The following is a 21,607-nucleotide window of genomic DNA, read 5'->3' as shown; positions in this document are numbered from 1 at the left end:
CCGTCGAGGGCGACACGTCCGTCGAGGGCGACACGTTCGCCGGTCGGGCGTGGAGTCGACTGAACGCGGGATCGAGCGAACGCGGGATCAACTGAACGCGCGATCGCCCCGACGCGGAATCGATCCGATGCGGGATCGACAGGAACGTAACGACTATGCCACCCGATCGCGAAACCGGGGTATGGACTGGCCACACGACCCCGACGGCGAGGAGGGGAGCGAGGGCAAGCGGAAGTACGGCCACGCGGTCCTCGCGAAGAAGATCGACGAGGAGGAGGACTTCCCGCTGTCGGCCGCGGAGTACGTCGAGGAGTACGGCGACCATCCGGTCCGGATCGACTACGAGACCGTCGTCTCCGTCGAGGAGATCTTCGACAACGTCGATCGGGAGGAGTTCGCCGACTTCGTCGAGTTCCACCGGGAGCTCGGCCGGGCGATGCGCGAGGCGGGCTACTGGTTCTACGAGGGCGCCGAGACGTTCGTCGGCGCCGACGCCTGACCGGCCCCAGGTCGGTTCGACGCGCCGATCAGTGAGATAGGTTCCCATCCGTGTTAACTGTACTGGAGGTAGGTTTTACACGGACACGTCCGATCTACCAGTATGCACAATGGTACCACCACCCGAGACGTGATGCACAGGGAGTTCCTGGGCGTCAGCGAGTCGGACGAGCTCGGCGAGGCCGCGGCGCTGCTGGTGGCCGAACCCGCCGACTGCCTCGTGGTCGTTCGCGGCGAGGAACCCGTCGGTTGTCTCTCGCCGCGCGACGCCCTCGCGGCGGTCCTTGAGGGAACCGACCCGGACGAGACGACGGTCGGGGAGGTGATGAGTCCGCCGGCGCCGACGATCGAGGCTGGCGAACCGATCGACGCCGCGGAGGAGCGGCTGATCGCCGAGGGAACGAGCCGGCTGATCGTCACGGAGGAGGGGCGAGCGGTCGGCGTGCTCACCGAGCACGACGTGCTCGCCTCCCGGCCGACGCAGCGGCTCGAGAACGCCGAGCCCGGAGCGAACGGGGAGCGGCGGTCGAGGTCCCTGGAACGGGATGCCGAACGGAACGAGGCGGAACCGACACAGAGCATCTGCGAGGTCTGTGGCACTCTGTCGGCGACCCTCGAGCATCACGACGGCCGACTCGTCTGTCCGGACTGTCAGGAGGTCTGAGCGGCGCGCGGCGTCCGTCACCGATGGAAACCCCGGAGAACGGCGGTATCTCGGGTGTTTTAACCGCAGTTTTATAATACATTGCGTCATTGTACCAAACCGGTATGACACGCGACATTCGACGACGCGACGTGCTCCAGGGTGCGGCCGGAGTCAGCATCGTTTCCATCGCCGGCTGTGCCGGCAACGGCGGCGGTAACGGCGGCGGTAACGGCAACGGTGGGGGGAACGGCAACGGGAACGGCGGCGGCAACGGAAACGGCGGCGGTAACGGGAACGGCGGCGGCAACGGCGACGCCGGAGCGACGATCGACTACGGCGTTCTGATGCCCGAAACCGGCGATCTGGGGAGTCTCGGCGGACCGATCCGTGACGGAGCGCTTCTTCCGGCACACCAGCTCGAGGGCGAGACGGAGTTCACCGTCGAGACCGAGACGGGGGACACGCAGACGAACCCGCAGACGGGGATCTCGGAGGCGAACGGCCTCGTCAACGCGGGGATGCCCGCGGTCGTGGGCCCCGCGGCGTCGAACGTCAACCTCCAGGTGGCACAGCAGGTCTACATTCCGAACCGGATCGTGGGGATCTCGCCGTCGTCGACCGCGCCGGCGGTGACCGACCTCGACGACGACGACTACATCTACCGGACGTGTCCGTCCGACGCGCTCCAGGGACCGGTGCTCGCGGACCTGGCCGTCGACCGCTTCGAGGCGTCGACGGTCGGCACGCTCTATCTCAACGACAACTACGGCCAGGCGCTCGAGGAGGAGTTCGTCGCCGGCTTCGAGGAGAACGACGGCCAGGCGGTCAACCGCGTTTCCTTCGCGCCCGAGCAGGCGTCCTACTCCTCACAGATCAGCGAGGCGCTCAACGACAACCCCGACATCCTGATGGTCGTCGGCTTCCCGCAGTCGGGGATCACGCTGTTCCGGGACTACTACAACGAATACGCCAGCGACTACGACGTCCCGATCCTCGTCACCGACGGCCTCAACGACTCGACGCTGCCCGAGGAGGTCGGCAACCCGATGAACAACGTCTGGGGGACCTCGCCCGGGTCGAGCGGCCCCGGCAACGAACGGTTCGTCGAGATGTATCAGGAGCAGTACGACACCGAGCCGGGCGTGTTCAACGCGCACGCCTACGACGCCGCGGCGGTCATCATTCTCGCGAGCGCCGCGGCCGACGCGGCCGATCCCTCCGGGACCGACGTCCGCGACAACCTTCGGGCGGTCGCCAACCCCGACGGGACGGAGATCACGCCCGAGAACCTCGCGGAGGGCGTGTCGATGGCCGCCAACGGCGAGGCGATCAACTACCAGGGCGCGTCCTCGCGGGTCAACTTCGACGATAACGGCGATATGCAGGCGGTCTCGTACAACGTCTTCCGCTACCAGGACGGCGAGGTCGTGAACGTCGAAACGATCGAGATCGAGTGACGACGCGGTCGGGATCGAGTACTGACGACCGCCAGTCCGTCCCGCCGCCCGCCGTCGGACGTCGTGTGGCCGCTACCCGCCGAGGAACTTCCGGCGGACCTCCTCGTCGGCGAGCAGCCGGTCGCCGGCGTCGGTGTAGGCGTTCCGTCCCTGCGTGAGCACGTAGCCGCGGTCACAGCGGCGCAGCGCTTGCTTCGCGTTCTGCTCGACCATCAGGACCGCCGTCCCGTCGTCGTTGATCCGGTCGATGCGGTCGAACATGTCCTGCACGAGGTCGGGCGCGAGCCCGGCCGAGGGTTCGTCCAACAGGAGGAGGTCAGGATCCAACATCAGGGCGCGACCCATCGCGACCATCTGCCGTTGTCCGCCCGACAGCGTGCCCGCCTTCTGTCCCTGCCGGTCACGGAGGACGGGGAACCGGTCGTAGATCGTCTCGATCCGCGATTCGGGAACCTCGTCCAGGATGTAGGCCCCCATCTCGAGGTTCTCGCGCACGCTCAGCCCCGCGAACACGTTGTCCGACTGCGGCACGTAGCTGATCCCCTGGTGGATGATCCGTTCGGGCGGGAGCTCGTGGATCGGCTCGGACCGGAAGGTGATCGTCCCGCCCAGGTGCGTCGTCAGCCCGAACACGGACTTCATCACGGTCGACTTCCCAGCCCCGTTGGGGCCGACGATCGTCACGTACTCGCCGTCGCCGACGTCCAGGTCGACGTCGGTCAGGATCTGCAGGTCGCCGTAGCCCGCATCGAGGTTCCGCACCCGAAGGATCGCGTCCTCCGGAGCGCTCGCGCGGGGGTCGGTCCGCGCTCGAACGTCATTCGCGTCAACGTCCGATCGGACATCCGTCTCGCCGTCGCTCGCTTGGACGTCCGTCTCGCCGTCGCTCGCTTGAACGTCCGTCTCGTCGCCCGTTCGGTCGTCGCCCGCTGCGTCGCTCATTCGAGGTCCTCCCCGAGGTACGCATCGATGACGCGCTCGTTCGACCGGATCTCCGCCGGCGGTCCCTCCGCCAGCAGCGATCCCTGGTGCATCACGATGACGTGTTCACAGTGGTCCATTATGACGTCCATGTCGTGTTCCACGATCAGGAACGTGTATCCCTGGTCGCGCAGGTCGTGGATCCGGTCGAGCAGCTTCTCCTCGAGGGTCGGATTCACGCCGGCGAGCGGTTCGTCGAGCAGGAGCAGGTCCGGGTCGGTCATCATCGCACGGGCCATCTCCAGCAGCTTCCGCTGGCCGCCGGACAACGCCCCCGCCTCCTGCCGGGCGAGATGGTCGATCTCGAAGAACTCGAGGGTCTCCCAGACGCGGTCCCGAAGGGCCCGTTCCTGTTCGACCACGCCCCTGCGTGCGCCCGGGACGACCGAGCGCCACAGTCGCTCGCCGACCTGGTCGGGCGGCGCGAGCATCAGGTTCTCGAGGACCGTCATCTCCGGAAGCTCCCTGGCGATCTGAAACGTTCGAACCAGCCCGCGGCTGGCGATCTGGTCCGGCCGAAGCCCGGTGATGTCCTCGCCGTTGAACCGGACGGTCCCCCCATCCGGCTCGTGTGCGCCCGTGATGCAGTCGAAGGTCGTCGATTTGCCCGCGCCGTTCGGGCCGATCAATCCGGTGATCGTCCCCGCCTCGACCGCGAAGCTCATGTCGTCGACGGCGACGACCCCCCCGAAGGACTTTCGCAGGTTCCGAACCTGGAGCCGGACGTCCGGCGGCGTCTCCGCCGCGCGCCGTTCGACCGCCGAATCCTGCGTCTCGGGCTCGTGAGTCGTTCCGTCCGCAGCCGACTCGTCGCTCCCGCCGGCGACCGCTTCGTCCACGCCGACGACGTCGACCGCGTCGGGAACGTCCGCGTCGTCCGCCTTCCCGGCCGACGCCGCGCCGTTCTCCGAGGCCTCCTCGTCAGGGGCGTCGACGCCGCTATTCATCGGCGTCACCTCCCGAACCGGACGCCGACCCGGCGTCCGTCGCCGAGTCGCGGCTCGCGTCCGGGGCGGCTCCGGCAGCGGGACGCTCCCCGAGGTCGACCGCGGCGGCCGTTTCGGTTCGGTGCCCGAGGACGCCGTCGGGTCGTCGCTGTATGATCACGATCAGGACCACGCCGAGGAGAACGAACTGGAGCGCGCTGATGTTCTCGAGGCCGTACGCGAGCAGCGGCGTCGGGTCGAGCCCCGTCAGCGGACCGACCGCGCCGGCGAACGTCGCCGGCGCGTCGCCCAGTTCCATCGCGTTCTGAACGATCCCGCCGAACTGCCGCGGTCCCTCGAAGAGCAGCCCAACGAACAGGATGGACCCGACGATGCTGCCGGCGTTCGACCCCGAGCCGCCGATGATGACCGCGACGAAGACGTAGAAGGTGACGATCGGCCGGAACGAGTTGGGGTTGACGTATCCGTACGAGCCCTGCCAGAGGATCCCGCCAAGCCCCATCAGCGCACAGCCCAGCATGAACACCTTGATCTTGAACAGTCTGGTGTCCTTCCCCAGCGACCGGGCAACGAGTTCGTCGTCGCGGATCGCCTTGAGAACGCGACCGAACGGCGAGGCTCCCACCCGCGAGAGCAGCCAGTAGACCCCGACGACGAACGCGATCACGACGAACAGATAGGCGGCGTCGACGACGATCGACCGCCGAACCCCCATCCCGGTCAGCGTCGCAAGCAGCGCCTCGCCCGCGCCGCCCTCGAACAACGCGTCCGTCGGGCGGGCGGGGAGGTTGAGCCCGGAACCGCCGCCGGTGCCGAACCCGAACGTCTCGACGGTCCAGCTCGAGAGCTGGCCCGAGTTCATCGTCAGGCGGATGATCTCCGAGAGCCCGAGCGTCACGATCGCGAGGTAGTCCGCCTCGAGACGCAGCGCCGGGAGCGCTGCGATCAGTCCGACCAGCGCGGCCGCGACCATCCCGCCGATGATCCCGATCGGGAGCGGGAGCCCGAGCCCCATCCCGGAAGTCGCGTCCGGCGGCGACGAGAGCAGCCCCATCGTGTAGACCCCGACCGCCATGAATCCGGCGACGCCGATGTTGAACAGGCCGGTGTATCCCCAATGGAGGTTCAACGCGAGCGCCAGGACCGCATAGGAGGCGGCGAAGAACGTGAGCAGCCGGAGCGTGCTGGCGATCGCGTTTATCGTGCTCGTCGTGATCTCGAAGTCGTTGGCAACGAGCACGAACAGCGTGAACAGCAGATAGATGGCTCCCAGCGTGGCGAGCACGACCGCGAGGTCGTTGCCGCCGAGCGTCCGTTCGACCGCGTCCCGGACGGCGCCGGCGGCCGACTTCCCGCGTGGCGTTCCGCGGCCGCCGTCACCGGATCCGCGATCGTCGTCGTCCGAACCGGAGGCATCGCCGCCCGATCCGCGAACGCCGCTCGGTTCGCGATCAGCGTCGCCCGATCCACGAGCACCGCCGTCGGGACGAAGGCGATGGGTCACGCGGTGGTCACCCCGCTGAAGAGCCCCTCGGGGCGATACAGTAGCACGAGGATCATGATCAGGAACGCGGCGGCCGCGTTGAAGTCGCCGGAGATCCAGACCAGCGAGACCTCGTGGACGAGCCCGATGACGAGCCCGCCCGCGATCGCGCCGTAGATCGATCCGATCCCGCCGAGGATGACGGCGGCGAAGATGAAAAGCAGGAGGAACCAGCCGATGTTGAACTCGATGGTTCCGCGCTCGAGCACGTACAGGAACCCCGAGACGCCCGCGAGCGCGCCGCCGAGAACCCACGTCGCGGTGACGACCCGCTCCGTGGGGATCCCCGTCACGAGCGCGAGGTCCTTGTTGTCGGCCATCGCCCGCATCGCCGTCCCCAGCTTGGTCCGCTGGAGGAGGAGGTGCATTCCGACCATCAGGACGAGCGCGACGACGAACAGGGTCAGCTCGTGGAGGTTGACGCCCACGCCCGCGACCGTGGTTCGAACGCCCTCGGTCGCGGTCACGCCGCGGCTCCGGGAGCCGAAGACGAACTGTACGACGTACCGCAGCGCGAGCGCCACGCCGATGCTGGCGATGAGCAGCGGGATCCCGCCGCGGTCGCGCATCGGGCGATAGACGGCGCGGTCGATCGCCACGGTCACCAGAACGGTCGCGACGGCGGCGACGACGACGCCGATCACGATCGCGATCGGGGCCTGGATGACCGAGGCGCCGATCTCGTTCGGGCTCGGCCCCCCGGCAGCCCGAACGAGGACGAGCGAGCCCGTCTCGGCGAGCCCCCAACCGGCGATCAGGAGCGCGGCGCCCCAGCCGGTGAACGCGCCGGTGGTCAGGAGGTCGCCGTGCGAGAAGTTGGCGAAGTTGAGGATGCTGTAGGTCATCGAAAGGCCGATCCCGGCGAGCCCGAAGATGAGCCCGACGATCACCCCGTTCCAGACGAGGTTGCCGAACTGCGCCGCCGACATCGACCCGCCGAAACTCCGCCCGGCGGCGAGCGCGATCTCGACGCCCGCGAGTCTGGCGAGGATATCGAGCGCGAGCAGCACGCCGGCGAGCCACGTGATGAGTATCAGGGGGCGTCCGCGGACGGTTTCTCGCCCTCGATCGAGTGCTTTAGTAAGGCCCATGCGTTAGGTTCACACGATACTTGGGTACGTCGGGCGTAAATAACTCTTCGCTCTCGGTCAATGATGGTACCACACCACGGTCGATCGTGGCGGGTCGGCCGGATCACCTCCGCGGTCGCTTCACCCGACCGCGATCGGGAACGCCGATCCGACGGACGGACTGATCAATGACGGAACGACAAGCGGACGACCGGAACGGAACGAACGACCGGGATGAGGCGGACGACGAGAACGAAGCGACTGGCGAGTGCGAAACGGGCGAGAACGAACCGGAGCACACGGTCGTCGCGGCCACGATGGCGGAGCTCGATGCGCTCGTCGACCTGTGGCTCGCGCTCGCGAGCGATCAACGGGAGGCGGGCTCACACCTCCGCGTCGAACCCAACGCGCAAGTCGTGCGAGACAGGCTCGCGGAGGGCATCGTCTCGGAGGAGGTCTTTCTCGCGCGGGTGCGGCCGACGAAGGATGCTCCCCCGGGGGAGGCATCTTCAGGAGACGATCCGGTCGGTTTCGTGCTTGTTTCCCGCGAACGCGGGTCCTACGAACGGGACGCGGACCGGGGGTTCGTCGATGCGCTGTTCGTCCAACCCGGAGCCCGTGGCCGTGGGATCGGCTCGTCGCTTCTCGATCGCGGGGAACGTCGGCTCGCGGCGGCAGGAGTCGATGTCGTCGGGATCGAGGCGATGGCGAGCAACGTCGACGCGCGCCGCCTCTACCGCCGACGCGGGTACGAACTCCACCGTGTCGAGCTCGAGAAGAAACTTCCCGACCGGTGACCGACGACCGGCCGCGAACCCCGCGTTCGATGCGGAACCCGGTGACGACGCGGACCGGTTCGGCCGGAAAACCGATACTGACTCAAAGGAGGGTCGACAATCCGGTCCCGTGCCAGGGGAGCATGGGCGGTTCATGCACTCGACTTGTAATCGAGACTTCCGGGGTTCAAATCCCCGCCCTGGCTCGTTTTTCGATCAACTGATCAGCAGCTTTGACTGACGGCCGGCGTCGTCGTGTGCTGAAACGACGACTCCGGCGTCAGAGAACCCCTCGGCTGACGGCCGATGAGACGAAAAATCGAGGCGAACGGCCGGCGTTACAGGCGGCCGACGTTCTCGACCGAGACGGATTCGACGCCCTCGACGCCGCTGAACGCCTCCTCGACGGCCTCGGTGCCGCCCGCGTCGTCGGGGACGATCACGGTCGGCAGCAGCGCGACGAGGCCGAACGCGACGTCGTCGCGTTCGAACCCGCGGATCTTCGCGCCCTGCGGGAGCGAGTCCTCGAGCAGCTCCTGGAGCTCGTCGAGGTCGACCTCGGGACCGTTCGGCATCACCTTGATCTTGGCCGCGACGTCACCCATCGTTAGGGCCCCCGGAAGCCGCAGTCGGGACACTCGTACAGGTTACTCTGCTTGCGGCACTTCGCGCACCGGCTGATGTTCGTGCCGCACTCGGGGCAATCGAACCGGGCGGCGTTCATCCCGGCGACCTGGATCCCGCAGGAGACGCACTGAGTGGCCGCCTGCTGCTGACTGTCGCTCATACTCTGATGAACCGGTGCGCGACTTTTAACCGTTGTTCTTTGCATCCGGTCGGGATCGATTCCCGGAGCCGTACCGCCCGGTGGCCGTGCTACGACGCTGCACTCGTTGGGTCACGGTGGCGTTGGGTCACGGTATCGTCGGGTCACGATCCCAGCAGCAACGGGCCGATCAACACCCCCATCAGATGGACGCGCCGGGTGCCGACCCGCGGCGGCACGAGCCCCAACGCCGCGGCGACGACGAGCGTACCGACGCCGACCACCCCCGCGAACAGAAACGAGAGCCCGACGAGAAAGACGAGCACACCGAGCGAGAGCCGGGTATAGTCGGTTCTGCCGACGATCCGGAGGTACGCGTCGCCGACCAGAAGCAGCACGCAGAACCCGATCCCGGCGGCGAGGGCGGTCGCAGCGAGCAGAACCGGGAGAGCGAACGGGACGGCAACCTCCTCCATTGCGACCATTACGCCGGTTCGGGGCACGCCCAGCGCGACGAGCGCGAACAGCGCGAAGACGGTGTTGCTCGTCGACGCGCCGCTCGTGGCGACCACGAATCCCCGGTCGGCATCCGAGCGTGGCACGAGGGGGGTTGCCGCCGTCGCGGCGATCGCCGCCGAGACGCCCGGCAGATAGCCGACGATCGCCCCCGCGAACGACCCCGCAGCGGCCGTGATGCCGAGCGGCCGACGGTCCATCGCGATCCGGGCGTCCGACTGGGGCGGAACGCCGGCGCCGTCGATGGCGTCGATGAGAACCGGCGCGCCGAAGAGGCCGGTGAAAAGCGGCGCGAGCATCCCGCCGGTCGAAAGCGGCGCGTTCGGATCGACGTCGAGCGTGACCGATCCCAGAAGCGCGCTGGCGAGAAACACGCCGAAGCCGGCGACGGCGGCGTGCCGCGAGGACTCGGTCACGAGGAGGAACCCGACGACCGCGGCGAGGACGATCCCGATGTTCGCCCGGATCGTCGGGTATGCGTGGACCATCACCCACGTGACCGGAACCGCCAGCGGGACGGCGATCAGGACCGCCAGTCCCGATCCGACCGCGGAGAGCCGCAACGCCTCGCGGCCCCGGCCGGCGATCACCAGCCGATGGCCGGGCAGCGAGGCGACCGCCATCGCGGCGTCCGGAACGCCAAGCGAGAGGGAGGGGACGACGTCGAGAAACGTGTGGACCACGCCCGCGCCGAGCATCGCGCAGCCGACCAGCAACGGGTCCGCGGGGATGCTCGGCGCGGCGCCGGCGAGCACCAGCGCGAAGTTGTTCGCGTGTAACCCCGGTATCAGTCCGCTGACCGTCCCGAGAGCGGCGCCGCCGGCCACGAACGCGAGCGCGGCGACCGCGAACGTCGGGTCGACGACCGGCCGGAGCACGGGGTCCATCCCGGCGAGATGGCCGCGGCTTCGGGGATAAACCCTGGGCGAAAACGCGCCACGATCGACCGTCGGGCGGTCGGAGAACGGTCCGGGAGGGGGAGTCGGGTCGAAAGGGGATGAGAGCCGACGGTTAGGCCGCGGAGGCGGCCGACTGGGCCTTCTTCCGCGTGACGTACCCGGCGATCCGGTTTCGGACGCCCTTGGACTCGACCGTCGTGAGCGCCTCGACGCTCTCCTTGTTCGTCTCGAAGTCGGTGTTGAACGAGTCGGGGTACTCCTGGATGAGGACGTTCCCCAGCTGCTTGATGTATTTGGGTTTGATGGCCATACCGGCGGTACCGGCGGCGCGAACTAAAAGGGTTCGTTCCGGCACGAGCGCCCCGTTCGGCCGTACGGTGGCTCGTTACGCCGGTCGCGCCTGGCGGTCAGCATCGATCGCGTCCGGCGTCTGCTCGTCCGGCGTCTGCTCGCCTGGCGCCAGGCGAGGCCGGCAATCAGCATCGATCGCGCCAGCCGGTCGCGTCGTCGATGCGCTCGAACGCCGCCTGCTCCCGCGGCCCGCCACAGCGGTCGACCGTGTCGGCGAAATACCGCAGCCGGCCGCACAGCTCGTCCTCGTCGAACCCCTCGACGTCGAGCCGCGACGCGGCGACGGTCGCGTCGATGACCGCGCCGAATCCCCGATTCGTCCGGGGGACTCGTTCCTCGAGGATCCGTCCCGCGACCGGTTCGAGCGCCCAGGCGTGGATCTCGGTGCCGGCCTCGACGGTGCGGTCGACGCGCGTGAACTCGACCTCGACGTACGCGTCCGCGTTCGCCAGCAGGGGATCCGATCGCTCGTCGATCGTCAGCGCCGCGTCGACGAACTCCCGCGGGTCGCTCGTGAACTGGATCACGCCGCGACCGGTGCGCTCGACGTTCCGCCGGGTCCGCGTTCGGCCGTAGGTTCGTGCGGTCGGAGCCGCACTCGCTTCGTCCGCCCCAGCGTCGGACGCGTCCCGACCCGGAGCGTGAACGCCAAGCGCCGCCATATTCCACGCCCCGTCGGGACCGCGCGTCGCGACGACCGTCTCGGTCACGCCCTGCAGGTCGACCGGCCAGTCGTTCCCCGTCGTTCGGGGAAGGACGCGCGTCCGCTCGTCCTCGGGATCGAATCGCTCCGGATCGACGATCCCGTCCCCGTCATCGGATCGGGTCACACGGACAGCCCCCGTTCGAGCGCGACGAAGATCCCGGCCGCGACCGTGTCGGCGGTCGTCCCCGGGTTGATGTTCTCCTCGACGAGCGCGTCCGCGAGTTCGTTCGCGGCCTCGGGATCGCCCCGAACGGCAGCGGCGCGTTCGGAAACCTCCCGCGCGACTGCCGGGCCGTGGGCGGTCGCCACGAGGCTGTCCGGCCGGTCGGCGAGCAGGTCGATGAACGCCCGGGCGACGCGGTCGCCGACCGGTCCCGTACCGTTCCGTATCGAGTCGGCGACCGCGAACGTTCGCTCGAAGCCGGTCGTCCACTCGACCGCGTTCCAGTCAGGGATCCGGTCGTCCGAGTCGGTCTCGGTCGACAGTGCCAGCACGTCCGCGAGCGTCAGACCGCGGTCCCTGAGGGTGGACGCGGCGGCCGACCCGCGACGAACGTCGAGAGCGTCCAGATCCGCCGGGGGATCGCGAACCGCGACGTCGACGTGTTCGAAAGCCCGATAGAACGCCACCGCGTCCGCGACGGTCGTGTCGGCGACGATGCGCTCGAGACCGTCGGCGGTGAGGCGTTCCCGAGCCGCGGCCGAGACGAGCGGGACGAGCAGGAGCAGACAGCCGAACTGCGTGTTCCCGCCCGACTGGCGGCTCATCCCGGCGACCGCGCGTTCGAACGCGACCCCGACGCGGGCGCCGCGCTCGGCGCGACGGAGTCCCTCGCCGGCTCCGATCGCGCCCGCGAGGAAGTGCTCGAACCGGAGGTCCTCGAGGTCACGCGCCCGGTCGACGTTGCCGGGCTTCGGCGTGCCGGCGACCTCGAGCAGCAGCGCCAACTGCGCGTTCTCGGCCGGCGTCCGCGAGGCGTCCTCCGGGAGCGTGGCTCGGTCGCGGTCGCCGGGCCGGTTCGCCTCGTCCGAAACCACCCGCCCGCTCTCGGAACCGTTCCCGGTCACGGCGACGCATCCTCCGGATTTCGCGGTGAATCGGTTCGTGATCCGGTTCCGGTTTTACGGTTTGAGCCGGATCCGGGTTCCGAAACGAACTCGGCCGCCGCGCGGGCGACGCGCTCGAGGACGGCCGGCTCGTCGCTCGGGCGCCCGACGCTCACCGCGTCGGCCCCGTACGCGGCGTACTCCCGAACGCTCTCGCGGCCGCGAACCTCGTTGTTGGCGATCACGAACAGGTCGGTCGCGGCCGCGACGTCGGCCACGGCGCGTTCGGTATCCATCGCGTCCAGGTGGAGGATGCGGGCGCCGGCGTCCTCGATCGACCGAGCGACGGCAGGCAGGTCGACGCCGGGTACCTCCGCCCGGACCTTCACGCTTACCGTCGCGCCCGCGTCCGCGGCCGCCGCGACGTACTCCGAGAGCCGGTCCCGGTCGGCAAGCAACGCCTCGCCGCAGCCGACCGCACGCAGCTCCGGCTGGCGGCAGTGGGCGTTCACCTCGAGGATCGCGCCGTGGGTCGCACAGATCCCCGCGACGCGCTCGATCGGGGCGGCCGTCGTGCTCCGGACGTTGACGGCCGGCCGAAGCGGCACGTCCGCGAGGGCGTCCAGCTGAGCGTCGACGAACGCGACCGGATCGGACGGGAGGAACTCCTCGCGACCGCGGTCGACGAGGTCGCGCGCGGCGGCCCGGCTGGCCGGATCGACCGCGATCCCGCCGAGGACGGCACAGCCGACGTGCGGGGCCGCGGCTCGAGCCCACGCCGCGTCGGACCGGCCGCTGAGGCTCGCGACCGCCACCGGCGGATCGAAGGGAGCCGTTTCGCCACATTCCGGTTCCGGCTCCGACTTTCGGCGTTCCGGCTCCGGCTTTCGGCGTTTCGGCGCTCTCTCGCCACGGTCCCGATCCATCTCATCGTGTTCCTCGGGAGCCATCCATTTCACCCCATCGTTCACCGACCCGTCTCGAGTGCGGATCGACAGGCACGAGCCACGCGTTCGGCGTCGTCGCCGTCCTCGATGCGGGTGTCGGTCCGAACGACATCGCGGTCGAGGTCGGTCCCGTCGGCATCGTCGAGGACGAACGCGTCTGCGAAGGGGTAGGCTGCCGCCACGCCGGCGGTGCTGGGATCGTAGCCGACGCCGTCCATCAGATCGGCGGCCGGTCCCGAGAAGACGTCGTCCTCGACGAACGGCGAGACCGCGACGACCGGCGTCTCCCGCAGCGCGGCCTCGACGCCGGGCAGCGCGAGCATCGGCCCGATGCTCGTCACGGGATTCGACGGCCCGATCACGACCGGCTCCGAGAGGGCGGCCTCGACGGCCTCCGTGGGCGTTGCCCGGTCTGCCCCGCGGAACTCGACGTCCTCGACGGTCGGCGTCGCACGACGGGCGACCCAGTACTCCTGAAAGTGGAGCGGCCCCGCGTCGGTGTGAACGATCGTTGCGACCGGGTCGTCGGACATCGGAAGCAGGTCGACCGCGAGGTCGAACGCGTCCGCGAGCGTTCGCGTGACCTCCGTCAGCGACAGCCCTTCATCGACCAGGCTCGTTCGCGTGATGTGGACGGCGCGGTCGCGGTCGCCGATCTCGAGGAATTCGGCGACGCCGGAGAACCGCCGCCAGTTCGCGATCCGACGGCCGGCGGTCTGGGCCTCGTCGGAAAGATACCGCGGCCCCGTCTCGAGACCGGCGGCGGCCGCGAGCCGGTCGAGCTCGGCGTGCGTCGCGGTGGTGTCGCCGTCGATCCCCCACCACGTCTCGCGGTCGAGAACGTCGCCGCCCCAGAAGAGGACGGTGTCGACGTCCGGGCAGACGAGGTGACCGCCGATCTCGACGTCGTCGCCGGTGTTGCCGACGACCGTGATCGATCCCGGATCCCAGACGCGGGTCGCCCCCTGCAACAGCTTCGGCGTCCCCGTGCCGCCGGCGAGAAACGTGACCATACGGTCGGGTCGGGCGGGGACGGCTTGTATGCTCCGTCCTCGGGTCGGTCAATCCGTGCGGCGGGTGGCGGACACCCGACCGCGACCGACGGTGCATTCCTCGACAACCGACGGCGCATCGCCGACGCCCGACGGCGGAACCACTATCTCGCCGCGTCGATCAGAGACCGTATGGACACTCGTCGCGCGCTGTTGGACGCGCTCGAATCGGGACCCGTTTCCGGCCCCGATCTCGCCGAGCAGCTCGACGTCTCCCGGGCTGCGGTCTGGAAGCACGTCGAGGCGCTTCGGGACCGGGGATTCGAGATCGAGAGCGGGGATGACGGATACGTCGTGACCGATGCGCCGACGTACGGAGCGGCAGCGATCCGGTACGGATCGGACGCTCCATACGGGATCGAGTTCCACGACGCGATCGGGTCCACCAACGATCGGGCCCGCGAACTCGCCGAGGCGGGGCGAACCGACGTCGCCGTGATCGCCGACGAGCAGACCGGCGGCCGCGGTCGGCTCGACCGGGACTGGACGGCGCCGTCCGGCGGGATCTACGCCTCCGTGGTGATCCGCCCGGACCTGCCGCCCGCCCACGCGCCGATCGTCACGCTCGCGGCGGCGGTCGCGGCGACGGACGCCTGCCGTGACGCCGGGGTTGACGCCCGGATCAAATGGCCCAACGACGTCCTCGTCCCCGAGACCGACGCCGATCGGGACGGGAACGACCGGGACGGGGACGATCGGCCCGAGGACGACCGGGACGATGCGGACGAAGGCGACCGGGACGATGCGGACGAAGGCGACCGGGACGATACGGACGATGACGACCGGGACGAGAACGCCCGAGGCGGGGCCAAACTCGCCGGGATCCTCACCGAGATGCGCGGGGAAGCCGACCGCGTCTCGTGGATCGTCGTCGGGATCGGCGTGAACGCGAACGTCGACCCCGCGGCCCTCCCGCCGGGCGCCACGAGCCTCCGCGCGGCGGTCGGCGAGGACGTCGACCGGCGGCACGTGACGCAGACGCTGCTCGAGCGGTTCCACGAACTGACGACCGATCCGGACTCCGTGCTCGCGGAGTGGCGCGATCGAGCGATCACGATCGGCCGATCGGTCCGGGTCGAAACGGCGAGCGGGACCGTCGAGGGAACCGCGGTCGACGTCGAGTTCCCGGGCGCGCTCGTCCTCGAGACCGACGACGGGACCGAAACCGTGCTCGCCGGGGACTGTGAACACCTCCGTCCGGTCGAGTGACTGCCCGGACGCTACCGCAGACGCCTACCGCTCCCTCCCCTCACTGCGGCCCCGGATTCACCCGCTTCCCGAGGCCTCCGAGCCGGACGGACCGTCGGCCGAGTTCGCGTCCGCGTCGGTCGTCTCGGGCGACTCCGCGGCGCCCGTCGTGCCGGCGGCGTCGGCCGCCTCCGCCCCGTCCGCCTCGCCGAGACGAACCGTGAGCACCGGCACCGACGAACCGCGGACGACCTTCTCAGCGACGCTTCCCAGCAGTAGCCGGTCGATCCCGCCGCGCCCGTGGGTCCCCATCACGATGACGTCACAGCCCTCCTCCTCGGCGTAATCGATGATCTCCCGGCTCGGCGATCCCTCGACGATCGCCGTCTCGACGGGGACGTCGTAGTCGGCCGCTATCGACCGGACCTCCTCGACGGCCGACTCGGCGTCGGACCGCAACAGCTCGTCGACGCCCTCCCAGGACGACTCCATCGGAAGTCCGGCGTAACTCGAGACGTTGATCACATACAACGTATGGACGCTGGCGCCGTGGATCGTCGCCAGCTGAAGCGCGTGCTCGACGGCCCGGTCCCCCTCCGGCGATCCGTCGGTCGGGACCAGGATCCGATCGTAGAGTGCCATGGGAACTCGTCACAACGTACTGAACACGGAGGGATAACTGTTTGCACGTTTTGCCGGTTCTCGGCCGCGCGCATTCCCCCGGTGACCGGTCACGCACCCTTGTTCTGGTCGCTCTCGAAGGTCGACGGCTCCGGCTCGATCGACCGGTAGGCGACCACCCGGTCGCCGAGCGTCTCGACGCGTTCGCGGAGGTCGCGATCGGTGATGGATCCGCCGTCGATCGTGGATCCGGCCCGCGGAACCGCGGCCTGATACGGGAGCACCCACGCGTCGAGCGCGCGACAGACCGACCGCAGGTGCTCGAGCGCCGTGATCGGGAACGAGCCGCCGGCGACGGCCACCAGCCCGACGGTGACGCCCTCGAACTCCTCGAACCCGCAGTGGTCGAGGGCGTTCTTCAGCACGCCCGAACAGGATCCGTGATACATCGGCGTTCCCAGAATGACTGCATCAGCATCACGGATTGCGGAGCGAAACGCGGCGCCGTCGCCCTGGTCGTCCACGTCGGGGTTCAACGGCGGAAGGTCGTACTCGCGAAGGTCGAGCAGCTCCGTCGTCGCACCGGCCGTGTCGGCACCCTCGAGAGCGGTCCGAACCACGACGCGGGTTCGACTCCGCGATCGGAGGCTGCCGACGACGCCGACGACGTGTGGATCGTCCATATCGTCTCCCCTCCCGCGGCGTACAAAAATTCGGGGGCTGGTACCCCGTTCCCGGATCAGTCCGACGTCTCGGGCTCGCCGGCGATCCGACCGGACGTTTATCCCGGATGCCGACGCAGCGACCCCGTGACCTGACCGCCGCTCGCGACGGCCGAGGCGGGTGTTCGGCGCCCCGTCGCGAGACGACTCTCCAACGCCATCGATCCGGTTTCGCGCCGACTGCTCGTCATTCATCATCGTCGCCGCGGCCGCTCATCTCACGATCCGGCGGCCGGTTTCGGGTCCCGATTACTCCTCTCCGTCGGCGTCGTCCGCCCGAACGACCCGATACCGACCGCCGCACTCCCCGCAGCGATAGTGATCGGGGTTCTTGACGAGTTTCGAGCGTCGATAGCGCGCGAGCTCGGCGTCACAGTCGGTACAGCGGACCCACCACGTCGGGTCGACGAACCGGTCGCAGCGAACGTGCGTTCCGAGCGCCTGCGCCAGGCGCCGAAAGGCCGGCCCGTGGCTCGGGTCATCGCGCTCGTTCAGCAGGTGGACGTGCAGCAGCTCGTGTCGGATCGTTGCCGCGGTCGCCCGCCAACCGCGGTTACGGAACTGTAGCCAGGCGAGGACGACCGCCTTCGGCTCGCCGTCCCGATGTCGCACCGCGCCGGCGCGCCGTTTGGCGCGCCGGCTGACCTCCCACTCCAACTCGCCCACGGAGACGGTCAGATCGTGCGTCTCGGCGACCGCCCGCGCGTAGACCCGCGCGGTCGCGAGGAACTCAGCCGGCGTCGCGTCCGTCCCGATCCGGTACCTCCCGACCTCCACGCGAGGCCCGTCCCCGGGGTCGCCATCGGTGCACCCATCGAGAGCGCCGCCTGTTTCGACTTCGGTATCGCCGTCGGTTCCGACTCCGGTACCACCGTCGACACCGGAGTCCGACGGTCGTTCCGACATTCCTCACTCCCGGAGTCGCACCACGGTTCGGTCCGTGCGTTCGCGAACCTCGACGAGCCCGTCGTCGGACAGATCCGCGAGGAGGCCGCGAAGCCAGTCGCGTCCGTGTTCGCCGTCGGGCGTGTAGTCGACACGGATCCGATGGCCGAGCGCGTCCAGCTCCATCTCCTCCTGCTCACCGAGGAGCCGGACGATCCGTCCGCGGAACTGTCGACGGCTCCCTTCGAAGCTGGGTTGCGTGGGGACGTCGGGCGCCGTGAAGTCGCCGGTTTCGTAGGCGCTGCACCACTCTCTCCACGGGCAACCCGCCTCGTCACATCGCGGCGTCGTCCCGCAGGCCACCCCGCCGAGCTCCATCATCGCGTTGTTCCAGACGCGGGACCGGCCGTCGGGCAACAGGAGTGAAGCGACGCGCTCGAAGGCATCGTCCGAATCGGGAACGTCGAAGGCGCGGTACAGCACGCGTTTGACGTTCGTGTCGACGACGGCGTCGCCGGCGTTGAACGCGAAGGAGGCGACCGCGTTGGCGGTGTACGGACCCACGCCCATCAGCTCCTGGAGCTCCTGCGGCGTCCGCGGGAACTCCCCGTCATACTCCTCGTGAACCTGCCGTGCGGCCTCGTGGAGGTATTTCGCGCGGTTGTTGTAGCCGAGCGAGTGGGTCGACCAGAATCCCACCACGTCGCTCCTGTCGGCCGCGGCCAGCTCGGCGGCCGTCGGCCACTCTTCGAGGAACGCCTCGAAGGCCGGGCGAACCCGGTCGAGCTGGGTCTGCTGGCTCATCACCTCCGAGACGAGGATCGCGTAGGGATCCTCGGTCTCCCGCCACGGAAACTCGCGATGGTCGGCCTCGTACCACTCGATGAGCGCCGACCGAACGTCCTCGAGGTTCGCGGGAAGATCGACGTCGGCGGGACGTTCGACGTCCTCGGTTCCGCTCGAACTGCCCGCCATCGCGGTGTCATCCCCGGAACTCGTCATACGTGCCGTTGTGGCCGCGGGCACTTATAAAGAGCAAGGAGAGCGGCCGCGCCGTGGGGTCGGTCGCGTCGCGATCGATTGGTTCGGATCGGATATCGATCCGGCAGGGGTCCTGTCGAACGGAGAACGGACGTCGGGATCGCGGGTCGTCGACTGCCCGATCAGTATTCCTCGACGCCGAGGCGCACGACAAGCAGCCGATCCGAAAGCGGTTTCGGAGCCGGGCCGTTGCGGAAAGTTATGACGCTCGAGGACCTGACGACCGACGTCGAGGAGACGTACGGCGAACTCGGCGAGTCGATCGACGTCGAGCTCGACCGGGAGACGCGAACCGAACTGGCGATGCTGCTCGCGGCGACCGGCGCCGACGCCGACGAACTGGTCCGGCGAGGGATCCACGCGCTGTTCCGTACGACCGTCGACACCGGCGACCTCGATTTCCAACTGCGGAACGGGTACGACGTCTCCTACGACGAGTATCTGATGGGAATGTCGGTCGACGAGATGGCCGGCGAGTCACAGTATCCCCAACGGGACGACGAGCGTCGCTATCGAATGTGAACTGCCGTACTGCCCTCGGCCTGCCGCCTGTAGAAGCTGGCCTCACGCCCTGATCGCGGTGATCGGGTCGCTGAAGCCGTTCACGTTTGGTGTCCGGTTCCTCGTTAGACGTCGACGTACTGCGCTTCCCACTCCTGGCGGGCGTCGATCTCCCGCTGGCCGCGACGCGTGAGCGTGTAGTAGTTCGTTCGGCGATCGCGTTGGCCCTTCTCGACGAGCCCCTTCTCGACGAGCGTATCGAGGTTCGGGTACAGACGGCCGTGGTGGATCTCCTTCTCGTAGTAGTCCTCGAGTTCCTCCTTGATCGCGAGTCCGTGCGGCTCGTCGAGCCCAGCGATCACGTACAGCAGGTCCCGCTGGAATCCTGTCAGATCGTACATCTATGAATTCGATTCAACATTATATCTTTATATCTGATAAATATATCGGATCGGCGATCGATATCCGGAGTGCGTCCCGGTGAATCACGGGTTTGGATGCTATCCAAACCACCAACTGCGTGACTACTCCGGCAGTCAGAAGACATATATAATGCTGCCCGATCGACGTGAACGGCGCTCGCGACCGTCCCGATGGCGGCGACTGGAGCGACGCCACCTTTTATACGATCGCTGACGGAGACCTGGTATGCCCGAAGAGACCATCTTCGCGACGGAATCGGTCGAATCCCGTGAATCGATCGCAGCGTCACTCAGGGCGGTCGCCGACAAGCTCGAGGCCGGCGAGCCGGTCACGCTCGCCGCCGGCGAGGAGTCGGTGTCGCTGACGGTGCCGCCGCGGGCGACCTTCGAGGTGCAGGTCGAACGTGAAACCGGGAGCGGGTCGGAGGAGCAAAGCGTCGAGTTCGAGATCGAGTGGGACGTCGGCGCGGACGGGGACGGGACGGAGCCGTCGCTGTCGATCGAGTGACTTCGTCGTCGTGTCGACTACGGGCGGACCGACCTCCCTCGAGGCCCCGCCGCCGCGCTAGATGTGTTCCTCCTCCAGCACCCACCCGAGCGCTCGCTTGTAGTAGGTGAACATCTCCTTGACCCCCTCGTGACGCATCTCCTCGTCCTCGAGGTGCTCCGTCAGGAACTCGTACTGCTCGCGGATCTCCTCTTCCTCGCGCATACGGGATCGGTCGTCCGGGACCGACATAGGTCCGGCGAACGGAACGACTTTACGCCGACCGGTGCTACCGACCGAGAGCGATGGACGACCGCACGCGCGAGTACCTCCGCGGCCGCTTCGGCGACTACTACCGTGACACGTCGCTGTCGCCGCCCCCCGGAGCGAACGAGCGCGAGTGGGGCCACATCCCGTGGACGCCGGGGAGCGGAACGACGATGGTCCGCCACCAGTCGCTGCTGGACCTGGGAAACCTCGAGGCGTTCTTCCGGGAGACCGCGCCGAGACACGCCTATTTCTCGGCGGCGCGCTACGACGACCCGGGCGTCTCGACGATGGGGAAAAAGGGCTGGCGCCGGGCGGATCTGGTCTTCGATCTCGACGCCGACCATCTGCCGTCGGTCGATCCCGAGGCTGCAACGTACGCCGAGATGCTGGCGGCCTGCAAGGACGCGCTCCAGCGGCTGCTCGTCTTCCTCGAGGACGACTTCGGATTCGAGAACCTCCAGATCGTCTTCTCCGGCGGTCGGGGTTATCACGTCCACGTCCGCGACGAGGCCGTCCTCGAACTGGACAGCGAGGCACGACGCGAGATCGTCGATTACGTTCGGGCGATCGACCTCGACGTCGACGGCCTGATCCGTACCGAACAGGAACGGGGGACGACCAAGCGCGTCCTCCGGACCGAGGGCGGCTGGGGACGGCGCGTCCACGAGGCGCTCGTCGAGTACGCGGACGACCTCAGGGAGCTGGACGAGGACGACGCGCTGGATCGGCTCCGGGAACTCGACGGCATCGGCGAGGGACGCGCGAAGACGATCCTCGGCGCCTTTCGCCGGAACCCGGACGCGGTTCGGGAGGGGAATCTGGAGGCGGGCGGCCCCGGCGTTCGCCGGCTCGTTTCGGCGCTGTGTGCGCAGGTGACCGCCGACCGGACCGCCCCGGTGGACGAGCCGGTGACGACGGACACGCATCGGCTCATTCGCGTCCCCGGCACGCTCCACGGCGGCAGCGGGCTCGAGGTATGCCGGATCCCGCGGACGGAGCTCGACGCGTTCGACCCGCTCGTGGATGCAGTTCCCGACCGGTTCACCGGCCGCACGATCGCGATCACTTGCGCCGAGGAAACGACGGTAGAGTTAAACGGCGACGCCGTAATGGTGGAGGCGGGAACGAACACGGTCCCCGAGTACGTCGGCGTGTTCCTGATGGCGCGCGGCGACGCCAGCAAGGCCCCGGAACGATGACCGCCGGGATGGCCGGACCGCTCGAGAAGGGACCGACGAACGACGAACGCACGATGCTTTCGACGACGA

At 68.7% G+C, this 21,607-nt stretch carries 26 protein-coding genes and 1 tRNA gene; 9 read left to right on the top strand and 18 right to left on the bottom strand.

Annotation, left to right across the window (positions count from 1 at the left end):
- Positions 1-181 precede the first annotated feature (181 nt).
- From BLV25_RS00450 to BLV25_RS00440, 3 genes are all read left to right on the top strand, one after another.
- Positions 182-499: a DUF5785 family protein gene (locus tag BLV25_RS00450; protein WP_021074218.1), complete on the top strand. Its 318-nt coding sequence runs from the start codon at positions 182-184 to the stop codon at positions 497-499.
- Positions 500-601: 102 nt separating this feature from the next.
- The gene (locus tag BLV25_RS00445) at positions 602-1,162 is read left to right on the top strand and encodes a CBS domain-containing protein (RefSeq protein WP_039401980.1); all 561 of its coding nucleotides are present in this window, start codon (positions 602-604) and stop codon (positions 1,160-1,162) included.
- A gap of 104 nt (positions 1,163-1,266) precedes the next feature.
- Positions 1,267-2,601, top strand: coding sequence for an ABC transporter substrate-binding protein (locus BLV25_RS00440; RefSeq protein WP_092730203.1), 1,335 nt, complete (start codon positions 1,267-1,269; stop codon positions 2,599-2,601).
- Between the two features lie 72 nt (positions 2,602-2,673).
- Here BLV25_RS00440 and BLV25_RS00435 read toward each other — a convergent pair whose 3' ends face one another.
- From BLV25_RS00435 to BLV25_RS00420, 4 genes are read right to left on the bottom strand one after another with little or no spacing between them, the layout of a single operon-like run.
- On the bottom strand, positions 2,674-3,543 hold the full coding sequence (locus BLV25_RS00435) for an ABC transporter ATP-binding protein (RefSeq protein ID WP_092730201.1): 870 nt from the start codon (positions 3,541-3,543) through the stop codon (positions 2,674-2,676).
- Positions 3,540-4,529 carry an ABC transporter ATP-binding protein gene (locus tag BLV25_RS00430; RefSeq protein ID WP_092730720.1) on the bottom strand — a complete coding sequence of 330 codons (990 nt, stop codon included), beginning with the start codon at positions 4,527-4,529 and terminating at the stop codon, positions 3,540-3,542. The genes BLV25_RS00435 and BLV25_RS00430 overlap by 4 nt, the downstream gene beginning before the upstream one ends.
- Entirely contained in the window at positions 4,522-6,033 is a 1,512-nt protein-coding gene (locus tag BLV25_RS00425; RefSeq protein ID WP_256335614.1) for a branched-chain amino acid ABC transporter permease, read from the bottom strand. The genes BLV25_RS00430 and BLV25_RS00425 overlap by 8 nt, the downstream gene beginning before the upstream one ends.
- Entirely contained in the window at positions 6,030-7,163 is a 1,134-nt protein-coding gene (locus BLV25_RS00420; protein ID WP_092730199.1) for a branched-chain amino acid ABC transporter permease, read from the bottom strand. The genes BLV25_RS00425 and BLV25_RS00420 overlap by 4 nt, the downstream gene beginning before the upstream one ends.
- Positions 7,164-7,330: 167 nt before the next feature.
- Here BLV25_RS00420 and BLV25_RS00415 point away from each other — a divergent pair, with 167 nt between their 5' ends.
- On the top strand, positions 7,331-7,939 hold the full coding sequence (locus BLV25_RS00415; protein ID WP_092730197.1) for a GNAT family N-acetyltransferase: 609 nt from the start codon (positions 7,331-7,333) through the stop codon (positions 7,937-7,939).
- Between the two features lie 111 nt (positions 7,940-8,050).
- A tRNA-Thr gene (locus tag BLV25_RS00410) sits at positions 8,051-8,124 on the top strand.
- Positions 8,125-8,256: 132 nt separating this feature from the next.
- Here BLV25_RS00410 and BLV25_RS00405 read toward each other — a convergent pair.
- From BLV25_RS00405 to cofD, 8 genes are all read right to left on the bottom strand, one after another.
- Positions 8,257-8,523, bottom strand: a complete 267-nt coding sequence (locus BLV25_RS00405) for an elongation factor 1-beta (RefSeq protein WP_021074226.1) — start codon at positions 8,521-8,523, stop codon at positions 8,257-8,259.
- A 2-nt stretch (positions 8,524-8,525) separates the two neighbouring features.
- Complete coding sequence (locus BLV25_RS00400) at positions 8,526-8,705, bottom strand: HVO_2753 family zinc finger protein (RefSeq protein WP_021074227.1); 180 nt, start codon at positions 8,703-8,705, stop codon at positions 8,526-8,528.
- A 143-nt stretch (positions 8,706-8,848) separates the two neighbouring features.
- Complete coding sequence (locus BLV25_RS00395) at positions 8,849-10,087, bottom strand: tripartite tricarboxylate transporter permease (RefSeq protein WP_021074228.1); 1,239 nt, start codon at positions 10,085-10,087, stop codon at positions 8,849-8,851.
- 124 nt (positions 10,088-10,211) lie between these two features.
- Positions 10,212-10,409, bottom strand: coding sequence for a 30S ribosomal protein S17e (locus BLV25_RS00390; protein WP_021074229.1), 198 nt, complete (start codon positions 10,407-10,409; stop codon positions 10,212-10,214).
- 166 nt (positions 10,410-10,575) lie between these two features.
- Positions 10,576-11,280, bottom strand: coding sequence for a DUF447 domain-containing protein (locus BLV25_RS00385; protein WP_021074230.1), 705 nt, complete (start codon positions 11,278-11,280; stop codon positions 10,576-10,578).
- Positions 11,277-12,194: a triphosphoribosyl-dephospho-CoA synthase gene (locus BLV25_RS00380; protein WP_092730718.1), complete on the bottom strand. Its 918-nt coding sequence runs from the start codon at positions 12,192-12,194 to the stop codon at positions 11,277-11,279. Before BLV25_RS00380 ends, BLV25_RS00385 begins: the two co-directional genes overlap by 4 nt.
- 26 nt (positions 12,195-12,220) lie before the next feature.
- Positions 12,221-13,129, bottom strand: coding sequence for a tRNA-dihydrouridine synthase (locus BLV25_RS00375; RefSeq protein ID WP_143114365.1), 909 nt, complete (start codon positions 13,127-13,129; stop codon positions 12,221-12,223).
- A gap of 41 nt (positions 13,130-13,170) precedes the next feature.
- Positions 13,171-14,163: a 2-phospho-L-lactate transferase gene (cofD, locus tag BLV25_RS00370; protein WP_092730195.1), complete on the bottom strand. Its 993-nt coding sequence runs from the start codon at positions 14,161-14,163 to the stop codon at positions 13,171-13,173.
- Between the two features lie 171 nt (positions 14,164-14,334).
- On the opposite strand from cofD, the gene BLV25_RS00365 reads away from it, so the two are divergent.
- Positions 14,335-15,411: a biotin--[acetyl-CoA-carboxylase] ligase gene (locus BLV25_RS00365; RefSeq protein WP_092730193.1), complete on the top strand. Its 1,077-nt coding sequence runs from the start codon at positions 14,335-14,337 to the stop codon at positions 15,409-15,411.
- A gap of 57 nt (positions 15,412-15,468) precedes the next feature.
- On the opposite strand, the gene BLV25_RS00360 is transcribed toward BLV25_RS00365, so the two are convergent.
- The 4 genes from BLV25_RS00360 to BLV25_RS00345 all read right to left on the bottom strand — a co-directional run bounded on the left by BLV25_RS00360 (position 15,469) and on the right by BLV25_RS00345 (position 18,593).
- Entirely contained in the window at positions 15,469-16,032 is a 564-nt protein-coding gene (locus BLV25_RS00360) for a universal stress protein (RefSeq protein WP_092730191.1), read from the bottom strand.
- A gap of 89 nt (positions 16,033-16,121) precedes the next feature.
- Positions 16,122-16,694 (bottom strand): NADPH-dependent FMN reductase, encoded by a 573-nt coding sequence (locus tag BLV25_RS00355; RefSeq protein WP_021074236.1) that lies wholly within the window; start codon positions 16,692-16,694, stop codon positions 16,122-16,124.
- Between the two features lie 288 nt (positions 16,695-16,982).
- Positions 16,983-17,510 carry a SprT-like domain-containing protein gene (locus tag BLV25_RS00350; protein ID WP_176819404.1) on the bottom strand — a complete coding sequence of 176 codons (528 nt, stop codon included), beginning with the start codon at positions 17,508-17,510 and terminating at the stop codon, positions 16,983-16,985.
- Positions 17,511-17,642: 132 nt separating this feature from the next.
- A complete protein-coding gene (locus tag BLV25_RS00345) occupies positions 17,643-18,593 on the bottom strand; it encodes an HhH-GPD family protein (RefSeq protein WP_092730713.1) in 951 nt (316 codons plus the stop codon).
- 267 nt (positions 18,594-18,860) lie between these two features.
- On the opposite strand from BLV25_RS00345, the gene BLV25_RS00340 reads away from it, so the two are divergent.
- A complete protein-coding gene (locus BLV25_RS00340; protein ID WP_021074239.1) occupies positions 18,861-19,181 on the top strand; it encodes a hypothetical protein in 321 nt (106 codons plus the stop codon).
- A 104-nt stretch (positions 19,182-19,285) separates the two neighbouring features.
- Here BLV25_RS00340 and BLV25_RS00335 read toward each other — a convergent pair whose 3' ends face one another.
- Complete coding sequence (locus BLV25_RS00335) at positions 19,286-19,561, bottom strand: PadR family transcriptional regulator (RefSeq protein ID WP_039401960.1); 276 nt, start codon at positions 19,559-19,561, stop codon at positions 19,286-19,288.
- Positions 19,562-19,808: 247 nt separating this feature from the next.
- Between BLV25_RS00335 and BLV25_RS00330 the strand changes: the two genes are divergently transcribed.
- Positions 19,809-20,090: an amphi-Trp domain-containing protein gene (locus BLV25_RS00330; protein ID WP_021074242.1), complete on the top strand. Its 282-nt coding sequence runs from the start codon at positions 19,809-19,811 to the stop codon at positions 20,088-20,090.
- Between the two features lie 57 nt (positions 20,091-20,147).
- Here BLV25_RS00330 and BLV25_RS17175 read toward each other — a convergent pair whose 3' ends face one another.
- On the bottom strand, positions 20,148-20,294 hold the full coding sequence (locus tag BLV25_RS17175; RefSeq protein ID WP_021074243.1) for a hypothetical protein: 147 nt from the start codon (positions 20,292-20,294) through the stop codon (positions 20,148-20,150).
- Between the two features lie 80 nt (positions 20,295-20,374).
- Here BLV25_RS17175 and priS point away from each other — a divergent pair, with 80 nt between their 5' ends.
- On the top strand, positions 20,375-21,538 hold the full coding sequence (gene priS, locus BLV25_RS00325; RefSeq protein ID WP_092730187.1) for a DNA primase small subunit PriS: 1,164 nt from the start codon (positions 20,375-20,377) through the stop codon (positions 21,536-21,538).
- The last annotated feature ends 69 nt before the right edge of the window (positions 21,539-21,607 follow it).

Source organism: Halopenitus persicus, assembly GCF_900107205.1.
GTDB classification, from domain to species: domain Archaea; phylum Halobacteriota; class Halobacteria; order Halobacteriales; family Haloferacaceae; genus Halopenitus; species Halopenitus persicus.
The sequence above is the reverse complement of the archived record's forward strand: the minus strand, read 5'-3'. Positions and strand labels throughout refer to the sequence as shown.

Excerpts from the sequence above, each read along its gene's own strand:
- BLV25_RS00440 (WP_092730203.1), top strand. The coding sequence starts at position 1,267 with ATGACACGCGACATTCGACGACGCGACGTGCTCCAGGGTGCGGCCGGA.
- BLV25_RS00330 (WP_021074242.1), top strand. The coding sequence starts at position 19,809 with ATGCCCGAAGAGACCATCTTCGCGACGGAATCGGTCGAATCCCGTGAA.
- BLV25_RS00415 (WP_092730197.1), top strand. The coding sequence starts at position 7,331 with ATGACGGAACGACAAGCGGACGACCGGAACGGAACGAACGACCGGGAT.
- BLV25_RS00400 (WP_021074227.1), bottom strand. The coding sequence starts at position 8,705 with ATGAGCGACAGTCAGCAGCAGGCGGCCACTCAGTGCGTCTCCTGCGGG.
- BLV25_RS17175 (WP_021074243.1), bottom strand. The coding sequence starts at position 20,294 with ATGCGCGAGGAAGAGGAGATCCGCGAGCAGTACGAGTTCCTGACGGAG.
- BLV25_RS00345 (WP_092730713.1), bottom strand. The coding sequence starts at position 18,593 with ATGGCGGGCAGTTCGAGCGGAACCGAGGACGTCGAACGTCCCGCCGAC.
- BLV25_RS00420 (WP_092730199.1), bottom strand. The coding sequence starts at position 7,163 with ATGGGCCTTACTAAAGCACTCGATCGAGGGCGAGAAACCGTCCGCGGA.
- BLV25_RS00405 (WP_021074226.1), bottom strand. The coding sequence starts at position 8,523 with ATGGGTGACGTCGCGGCCAAGATCAAGGTGATGCCGAACGGTCCCGAG.
- BLV25_RS00430 (WP_092730720.1), bottom strand. The coding sequence starts at position 4,529 with ATGAATAGCGGCGTCGACGCCCCTGACGAGGAGGCCTCGGAGAACGGC.
- BLV25_RS00365 (WP_092730193.1), top strand. The coding sequence starts at position 14,335 with ATGGACACTCGTCGCGCGCTGTTGGACGCGCTCGAATCGGGACCCGTT.
- BLV25_RS00340 (WP_021074239.1), top strand. The coding sequence starts at position 18,861 with ATGACGCTCGAGGACCTGACGACCGACGTCGAGGAGACGTACGGCGAA.
- BLV25_RS00450 (WP_021074218.1), top strand. The coding sequence starts at position 182 with ATGGACTGGCCACACGACCCCGACGGCGAGGAGGGGAGCGAGGGCAAG.
- BLV25_RS00390 (WP_021074229.1), bottom strand. The coding sequence starts at position 10,409 with ATGGCCATCAAACCCAAATACATCAAGCAGCTGGGGAACGTCCTCATC.
- priS (WP_092730187.1), top strand. The coding sequence starts at position 20,375 with ATGGACGACCGCACGCGCGAGTACCTCCGCGGCCGCTTCGGCGACTAC.
- BLV25_RS00375 (WP_143114365.1), bottom strand. The coding sequence starts at position 13,129 with ATGGATCGGGACCGTGGCGAGAGAGCGCCGAAACGCCGAAAGCCGGAG.
- BLV25_RS00355 (WP_021074236.1), bottom strand. The coding sequence starts at position 16,694 with ATGGACGATCCACACGTCGTCGGCGTCGTCGGCAGCCTCCGATCGCGG.
- cofD (WP_092730195.1), bottom strand. The coding sequence starts at position 14,163 with ATGGTCACGTTTCTCGCCGGCGGCACGGGGACGCCGAAGCTGTTGCAG.
- BLV25_RS00360 (WP_092730191.1), bottom strand. The coding sequence starts at position 16,032 with ATGGCACTCTACGATCGGATCCTGGTCCCGACCGACGGATCGCCGGAG.
- BLV25_RS00435 (WP_092730201.1), bottom strand. The coding sequence starts at position 3,543 with ATGAGCGACGCAGCGGGCGACGACCGAACGGGCGACGAGACGGACGTT.
- BLV25_RS00445 (WP_039401980.1), top strand. The coding sequence starts at position 602 with ATGCACAATGGTACCACCACCCGAGACGTGATGCACAGGGAGTTCCTG.
- BLV25_RS00395 (WP_021074228.1), bottom strand. The coding sequence starts at position 10,087 with ATGGACCCCGTGCTCCGGCCGGTCGTCGACCCGACGTTCGCGGTCGCC.
- BLV25_RS00335 (WP_039401960.1), bottom strand. The coding sequence starts at position 19,561 with ATGTACGATCTGACAGGATTCCAGCGGGACCTGCTGTACGTGATCGCT.